The sequence below is a fragment of the Pseudorhodobacter sp. genome (genome assembly GCF_030452865.1).
Lineage (GTDB): Bacteria > Pseudomonadota > Alphaproteobacteria > Rhodobacterales > Rhodobacteraceae > Pseudorhodobacter.
On sequence record NZ_JAKDLJ010000172.1, the window covers coordinates 1 to 7321 of the forward strand.

The window sequence follows — 7321 nt, forward strand, 5'->3', positions numbered from 1 at the left end:
GTCGACATGTTTGCGAGGTTGTTGGAAACCACATCGACCCGCATCTGCTGTGCTGCCATGCCGCTGGCAGCGATTTGTAAGGCGTTCATCGCTCTCTCCTATCGACCAAGCGTCTGGATGACACCGCGCATGCGTTCATCCTCTTTTTCCAGAAATCCCTGCCCCATCTCATAGGCGCGCTGAACCGATATCATCCGGGCAATTTCCGAGATCGGGTTGACGTTGCTTTCCTCGACAAATCCCTGAAGGATCGTCGCGCCCTCCGCCGCCTCGACCGTCGGGGAATTGAAAACCGTGCCGCCGTCATGCGTCATCTTCAACGGATCGCTTGGCTGCCAAAGGCCGATCTGTGCCAGCGGTCGTCCCCGCGCCGATAGCGTCCCATCGACCGAGAGCGCGACCTTGCCCGCGTCGGGCGGCACAAAGATCGGCGCACCGCCGCGATCAAGCAAACGATGGCCATCACCATTTACCAATTCGCCCTCGGCATTCGGGGTAAAGCTGCCCGCGCGCGTCAGCGCCTGGCCCTGCGGCGTTTCGATCAGGAAGAACCCCTCGCCCTGGATCGCGAAATCAAAAGCCCCGCCGGTCTGCGAGAGTCCGGCCTGACGCAGATCGACGTGTCGGGTGTTGCCATAAGCCATCGAAAGCGACGGTTCCCCATCCATCCGTTTGACGTATTCCGAAAAAATCACGCCTTCACGTCGAAACCCGGTGGTGGAGATATTGGCGATGTTATGCGCCACAACCTGCATTTCCCGCATCAGACCCGCTTGGCGTGTCAGAGTGGTATAGACGGTGGAAACCATGCCTAACTCCCCGCGATCAATGGGATTATGCGGTCGGTGAAAAAGCTGATGAGGGTGGAGGTCATGAAGCTCATCGAGACCCAGAACACCACCAGCATCGCACCGACTTTGGGCACGAAGGTCAGCGTCATTTCCTGCACGCTGGTCAGGGCCTGAAACAGGCCGACCGTCACGCCCGCGATAAGTGCGACCGCAAGCAGCGGTGCCGAAATCATCACCGCAATCCACAGCGCCTGTCGCAGCGTGTCAAAAATCACGCCTTCCGTCATACCGGCATCCTCAGGATTTCCTGATAGGCCTCAACCACCTTGTCCCGCACCGTCACCACGGTTTCCACTGCCATTTCGGTCGCCGTAAGCGCCTGCACCAGCGCCTGCGGATCCGCGTCGCCTATCATCGCGGCTTTGGAGGTCGCTTCGCCGTTCATCAACGTCGCGGCGAAACTTTCCGCCATTTGCGTAAAGCCATCCGCTGCGCCGTCAGGTTTCGGGCCGGGGGCTGCGGCCTGCCGCGCGAGCGCATAGGAATTGGCCGCGATTGAAGGGGTGATATCCATTCTAGATCTCCTTTATCGACGCAAGATTTCAAACAGGCTTTGCGTCATCTGTCGTGCCTGATCGAATATTTTGAGGTTCGCCTCATAGCTGCGCTGCGCTTCGCGCGCGTCAGCGATTTCAATCACCAGATCGACATTCGAGCCGTCGTAGTGACCGGATGGATCGGCCAGCGGGTGGCCGGGATCATAAATCTGCACCAGCTTGCTGCGATCAAGCCGGACACGACCCGGTTCGACACCTTGCCCATCGAGAGAATCGCTGAAGCTGATGGTTTTGCGACGATAACCGGGCGTATCGGCGTTGGCGATATTCTCGGAAACATGCCTCAATCGCTGCGCTTGCGCCTTCATACCCGAGGCCGCCACCGCAAGGCTTTGAATCAGGTCGGCCATGGTTTACCGCCCCCGCCCGAGTGCCAGCTTCAGAATATTTGAAGTGCTGCGATAGATTGACAGCGCCATATCATGCTCCTGCCGCACCTGAGCCGCTTTCACCATTTCAACTTCCAGCGAAACGCCGTTGCCGTTGGGCGCAACCGAACCGCGTAACACAATCGGCTGCGCCGTCGCGGAGTCACCGCTGCCAAAATGACCCGGCAGGGTGGCCCGCATCCCGTCGCCTGATGCCGCTTCATAGGTTGCCGCAAAAGCCGGCACATCGCGCGCTTTGTAGCCGGGCACATCGGCATGGGCGACGTTCTGAGCAATCACGCCCATCCGTGCCCCCGCGTGGGCTGACAGTGCCTGCGCCATTCGGGTGATTTCCAGTTTTTCGAACATCGGGGCTTCTCCCTCGATTACGGTTCACTAAGGCTTAAGGGTGATTCCTTTAGAAAGGGTAAGCGCGAACAGAAGAGGAACCCTCATGGTCGATATTTTCGAGAATCTCCGTGCCAGAATTCAGCAAGTAACGGTTTCCACCCGCGTCGGCCGCATCGCGGAACTGACCGGCGGCACGTTGCGCGTCACCGGGCTTTCACGCGCGACCTGTTTGGGGGATCGGGTGATGATTCGCGGGGCGGAAGCTGAAATCGGCGGTGAGGTTTTGCGCCTGTCACGGGAGGGGTTAACCGTTTTGCCCGATGGCCCCAGTGACGGAATGGCGATCGACGACAGGGTCGAAATCATCGGCCGCGCCGAAATCGCACCAGACAATGACTGGATCGGCCGCATCATCGACCCGTTCGGGAACCCTCTGGATGGTCGCCCGCTTTTTCCTGGCACAGCACCGCGCCCGCTCCGCGCGGCACCACCAGCGCCCGCACGGCGCAGGGCGTTGGGTGAAAGATTGGAAACCGGAACCGCTGTTTTCAATACTCTATTGCCTTTGGTACAGGGCCAGAGGATTGGTCTTTTCGCCGGGTCCGGGGTTGGGAAATCCTCACTTCTCGGCAAATTTGCGCGCGGCGTGAATGCCGATATCGTCATCATCGCGCTGGTCGGCGAACGCGGGCGGGAACTGCGCGAATTTACCGAACGAGTGCTGGGTGCAAAAGGTATGGCGCGGGCGATTGTGATCACCGCGACATCAGATCAATCACCGCTTGTGCGTCGGCGCTGTATGTGGACCGCGATGGCGGTGGCCGAACATTTCCGCGATCAGGGGCTGCACGTCCTGCTGCTGGCCGACAGCATCACACGCTTCGCAGAAGCACATCGGGAGGTTGCATTGGCCTCCGGCGAGCAGGGGAGTTTGCGGGGGTTCCCGCCGTCAACCGCCCATACGATCATGTCACTGGCCGAACGCGCCGGCCCAGGTGCTGACGACACCGGGGATATCACCGCGGTTTTCACCGTACTGGTCGCGGGGTCGGATATGGAAGAACCCGTTGCCGACATTCTGCGCGGTGTTCTGGATGGCCATGTCGTCATGGATCGCCGCATTGCAGAGCGGGGGCGCTTTCCTGCAATCGACCTTTTGCGCTCCGTTTCGCGGAGCTTGCCGGAGGCTGCATCCGGGCCGGAGAATGCCCTGATCGCGGCCACACGGCGCCATCTGGGCGTCTGGGAGCAGGCGGAGATGATGATTCAGGCAGGGCTTTACAGCAAGGGTTCAGACCCGGCGATTGACGCAGCGATCAAGGTCTGGCCCACGCTCGATGCGTTTCTGGCCGAAGACGCCCCAAACGGGACCGAAGCAAGTTTCCAGCGGCTGGAAGCGTGCCTCGCGGAGGCCGAAAAATGAAGGTTCAGGCGTTCCGCAGCAGGGTCAGCGCGATTGCGCCGGGAGAGGTGCCGGCAAGCTGCGCCAGTGCCTCTGACCGCAGCAGGAACTTGCGCACCAAGGCTTCCAGTTTTTCGGGCTGTTTGAACTGTGCGACATCGCTTGTCCCAAAATTCTTTTCGGTTTTCTCTTTCAGGACCGAAAGCTGCTGATCCAGATCCAGCGAGGCGAAGCTGCCCGGCAGGCCCAGCGCCTTCTCAAACACCTGGCGCATCGGTGCGTTGCCCATGATGGTAAACCATTTGGTGTCATCACTGCTGCCCTGCGCGGCAAGCGTCGTCAACTCCCGCTCCACGTTCAAGGCGAGGCGAAAGTCTTCATTCTGCGTACCCACCGCAGCTTCAAACTGTCGCGCGCGATAAAGCCCCAGCGTCTTGTCAGCGAAGTCGGAAAGTTGGGTTCGCGGAGTGGCAAAATCGCCAAAGCCAAAGCCTGCCGACAATGCGCGATATTGTTTGTCCGCCAATCGGTTTGACAGAGCCGCAGGATCGAGTGTGCCATCCTCCAACACTTTTCGGATGAAATATTTGTTGTTGATATCACCGTCGAGGCCGTAAGCGCCCAACGCGATGTTCAGCAACCGCCGATCAGAAACAAGATCTTGCGCCGTTTTGACCGACCCGATCTTGGCACGGAAATAGTCCTCATCCCGAGCCAAGACCGGTTGCGCGGCAAAACTGGTCTTTTGTTGCGTCAATGTCCGCTTCAGGAATGACCAGCCCCCAAAGCCACCGAAGGGAACAATCGGCGTAAAGCTCACGACGGGCAGGCCGCAAAGAGCCGCTCCTCCCGTGGGAGCAAAGCGCGCAGGGCTTTCAAAACCTGATAGTGATTGTCGTCCATCACCGCCGCTGTCGCATGGTTCAGTTGCGTGCGGCTATCGTGGTCTGTCAGTATCTGGGAAAGCTGCTCGATACCGCGCAAAAGCTGCATCCGCGCTTCCTGTGGATTGGCATCGCCGGACAGCACAAGCTGTGCGATATAGCAAACGCGCCTGACCGGGGTGTTCACCTCCTCGGGATGGATCGCATCGCGCAACCGCAAGATGTTCGCATTGGGCGTCATGATCGCGAGCCTGGAGCGCCGATCCCCATTTTCGATCACCGCGCCGTTGATCAATACTCGCTCATGGGGGCCAAGTTTCAACACCAATCCGGTCATTTGGCGGCTCCATTCCCGCGCAGACCACGCATGACCGCGGTATTGATATCCACCAGCACCACCGCGCTGGCATCACCGTCCAGAATCTTGCGACTATGCGTCTCCGTGAATTCATAAAGATAGAAAAGCTGCGCGCGCAGGGGTGCCGGCAACGTGTTTTCAGGGTCGGCAACATCCACCGCGAGGGTCCGCCAAAGGGCGCTGTTTTCATGCAGAGCGGCGACCAGTGCTGCAAAGTTTTTCTCCCTCCCCGACCAAGCGAGGGAAAGATTGCGGGTCATACGGGCAAACAGGTCGTATTCCACTGCTCTTGGATTTCGACCAGACACATCAGGGCGCGCATAGGCTTCGTGCGCGAGGGTATTCATCATATTCACGATTGATCCTTCCGGCTTGTTATGGGGTCAACGAACAGGCCGGGGCGCCATCTGGAGCGCCCCGACCCTACCGGAATTACCGGAACAGCGACAGGATCGACTGCGGCGATTGGTTCGCAATCGACAACGCCTGAACACCAAGTTGCTGCTGGACCTGCAACGCCTGCAACCGTGCCGAAGTCTCCTCCATATCCGCATCAACCATTGAGCCGATACCGGATTTCAGCGCATCCGACAGGTTGCTGACGAAATCCGACTGGATGGAGATGCGCTTTTGCGCCGAGCCGAAGGAGGCGGCCGCATCAATCGACGCATTGATCATGGTTTCGATGTTGGAAAGCGCAGATTCCGCACCCTCAGAAGTGGTCACATTGACCGCATCAAGACCGAACAACCCACCCGATGCTTCGCCACCGCTGGTCACCGTCAAACCCATCGCACGGCCGCCGACGGCATCGTCAATCGCCAGTGACCACTGCCCGGTGGTTTCGTTCTTCTGCACCGCAGTCTTGATGCCGGAGCTATGCTCCGAATCAATCGCCGTCTTCAGACCACGGGCGACATCTTCCATCGTTTCACCTTTGCCGGAGGTGTAGCTGTAGGATTTGCCAGCAACGCTGACCGAGAAGCTGTCGCCATCGGTCGGATTTGCGGTTCCCGAGAAATCAATGGTTTCGGCACGCTGCTCCACCACATTGTTCGTCGCGCCCTGCGCAAAACCATTCGCAGTGGCATAGGTGAGTTGCGTGCCCCCAACCGCAAGTTCCATCCCTTGGAATGCATTGGCATTGGAAACCGTCAACGTACCCGTCGTGCTGCTGGCGCTGACGCCTTCCAAGCCCAAAGCGTTAATTTCGCCTGCAAAGAACGTTGCCATCTCTGCGTCGGTCTTGATACCGTCTGTCGTGTAGTTGATCGACGTGCCGTTGACGTTGATGCTGTAGTTGTTGCCGGTTGCAGTCGCGGCAGCAACCGTGATGGTCGCGTTTTTGCCAGCGGCGGCAGTCGTCGTACCACTGATGGCAGGTGTCGGTGCCGCCGCCGGTGCCGCGATGGAACCGTAGGAGATTGTTGCCGCCGCCGTGGTGCCGACCTTGCCTGCTCCGGTTGTCAGATCCTGTCGGTTGACGGTGATCTGCGACGCCGCGACATTCCCATCCCCTGACCGATCCAAAGACGACAGAATGCTGACATTTTCCGTCCCTTTCACCATGTTCAGCCCATTGAACTGAGCCGCACCGGTCACCGATTTGATTTGATCGCGCAGGGCTGCAATATCAGTCTGAATCTTCTCGCGATCAACGTTGCCTTCCTGTGCCGCGACGATCTTGCCCTTGATATCGGTCAGCAACCCCGTCACGGTTTCTGCCGCCTTACGCGCCACAGAAATCGTGGAGGAGCCCAGCGACAGGCTGTCGGAGATCCCCTTGAACCCTTTGACATCGCTTTCCATGACCTTGGAGATGGCCCAGACGGCGGCGTTATCCTTTGCAGTCGAAACCGATTTGCCGGTCGAGATCTCGTTCTGGATCTGACCCATGTTCTTGTTGATCCCTTTGAGCGTCTGCAAAGCAACCATCGCGCTGTTGTTCGTCAAAATTGAAGACATCTTAAGTCCCTTCCAAAAGCCGGCGTTTTTCGCCCGGCGGAAAAACCATCCGCAGATGGCATTAGGGGCATTTTGCCAATGCCGAAGGGCTTTTCCTTTCGGCGCCACCCCGTCCTTGGGGTGCAAAGCCATTGATCGGCAAAAACTTCTAACGGAATGCTAAGACTGGCGGTTTCCTGCAAACCCGTTACAAAGGATTTTAGCCAACCCCCGTGCATCCGTTCACAGTCGCGTCTTGTGTCGGGCGTCCTGCACCGCGATCTGACGGGTCCGCCCCGCACCATCATAAGTCTGCCCCCCCGCACGAGCGGAGACAATCTCCGTCAGCCTGCGCCGGGCGGCCCGCACGCCGCGCGCCGCTGCTGCCAACCCCACGGCATTGCGTTCCGCCAGATCCCGCAACGCTTTGATACGCGCCGCATCAGAACCGCTTTCAAGCAGTGCAACTTCGGCCTCGATCCGTGCTGTAAAATCCCCCATTCCGGCCAGATTTCCGTTGCGAAGTGCTTCGGCAGTTTCCTGCATCACCCGTTCGAGCCGGTCCAGCGCCGTTTCGTCATTCCGCATTTCCACCCCCCCCTTCGC

The 7321-nt window shown here is 59.0% G+C and carries 12 protein-coding genes; 1 reads left to right on the forward strand and 11 read right to left on the reverse strand.

Annotated elements, in window-relative coordinates; all coding sequences use genetic code 11:
• The 6 genes from L0H65_RS11095 to L0H65_RS11120 form a co-directional block, all read right to left on the reverse strand.
• Positions 1-89, reverse strand: an 89-nt coding sequence (locus L0H65_RS11095; protein ID WP_301459040.1) for a flagellar basal body protein, incomplete at its 3' end; no start/stop codon positions are given.
• Positions 90-98: 9 nt separating this feature from the next.
• Positions 99-809 (reverse strand): flagellar hook-basal body complex protein, encoded by a 711-nt coding sequence (locus L0H65_RS11100; protein WP_301459027.1) that lies wholly within the window; start codon positions 807-809, stop codon positions 99-101.
• A 2-nt stretch (positions 810-811) separates the two neighbouring features.
• Positions 812-1078 (reverse strand): flagellar biosynthetic protein FliQ, encoded by a 267-nt coding sequence (locus L0H65_RS11105; RefSeq protein WP_301459028.1) that lies wholly within the window; start codon positions 1076-1078, stop codon positions 812-814.
• Positions 1075-1365 (reverse strand): flagellar hook-basal body complex protein FliE, encoded by a 291-nt coding sequence (gene fliE, locus L0H65_RS11110; protein WP_301459030.1) that lies wholly within the window; start codon positions 1363-1365, stop codon positions 1075-1077. The genes L0H65_RS11105 and fliE overlap by 4 nt, the downstream gene beginning before the upstream one ends.
• 12 nt (positions 1366-1377) lie before the next feature.
• The gene (flgC, locus tag L0H65_RS11115; RefSeq protein ID WP_301459031.1) at positions 1378-1758 is read right to left on the reverse strand and encodes a flagellar basal body rod protein FlgC; all 381 of its coding nucleotides are present in this window, start codon (positions 1756-1758) and stop codon (positions 1378-1380) included.
• Positions 1759-1761: 3 nt separating this feature from the next.
• Positions 1762-2145 (reverse strand): FlgB family protein, encoded by a 384-nt coding sequence (locus L0H65_RS11120; RefSeq protein WP_301459033.1) that lies wholly within the window; start codon positions 2143-2145, stop codon positions 1762-1764.
• 85 nt (positions 2146-2230) lie between these two features.
• Here L0H65_RS11120 and L0H65_RS11125 point away from each other — a divergent pair, with 85 nt between their 5' ends.
• Positions 2231-3550, forward strand: a complete 1320-nt coding sequence (locus L0H65_RS11125) for a FliI/YscN family ATPase (protein ID WP_301459034.1) — start codon at positions 2231-2233, stop codon at positions 3548-3550.
• A gap of 4 nt (positions 3551-3554) precedes the next feature.
• On the opposite strand, the gene L0H65_RS11130 is transcribed toward L0H65_RS11125, so the two are convergent.
• From L0H65_RS11130 to L0H65_RS11150, 5 genes are all read right to left on the reverse strand, one after another.
• Positions 3555-4349, reverse strand: coding sequence for a DUF1217 domain-containing protein (locus L0H65_RS11130; RefSeq protein WP_301459036.1), 795 nt, complete (start codon positions 4347-4349; stop codon positions 3555-3557).
• The gene (flbT, locus tag L0H65_RS11135) at positions 4346-4750 is read right to left on the reverse strand and encodes a flagellar biosynthesis repressor FlbT (protein ID WP_301459038.1); all 405 of its coding nucleotides are present in this window, start codon (positions 4748-4750) and stop codon (positions 4346-4348) included. The genes L0H65_RS11130 and flbT overlap by 4 nt, the downstream gene beginning before the upstream one ends.
• A complete protein-coding gene (gene flaF / locus L0H65_RS11140; protein WP_367651984.1) occupies positions 4747-5121 on the reverse strand; it encodes a flagellar biosynthesis regulator FlaF in 375 nt (124 codons plus the stop codon). Before flaF ends, flbT begins: the two co-directional genes overlap by 4 nt.
• A gap of 82 nt (positions 5122-5203) precedes the next feature.
• The gene (locus L0H65_RS11145) at positions 5204-6736 is read right to left on the reverse strand and encodes a flagellin (RefSeq protein WP_301459039.1); all 1533 of its coding nucleotides are present in this window, start codon (positions 6734-6736) and stop codon (positions 5204-5206) included.
• A gap of 222 nt (positions 6737-6958) precedes the next feature.
• Positions 6959-7303, reverse strand: coding sequence for a hypothetical protein (locus L0H65_RS11150; RefSeq protein WP_301459042.1), 345 nt, complete (start codon positions 7301-7303; stop codon positions 6959-6961).
• Positions 7304-7321: the final 18 nt, after the last annotated feature.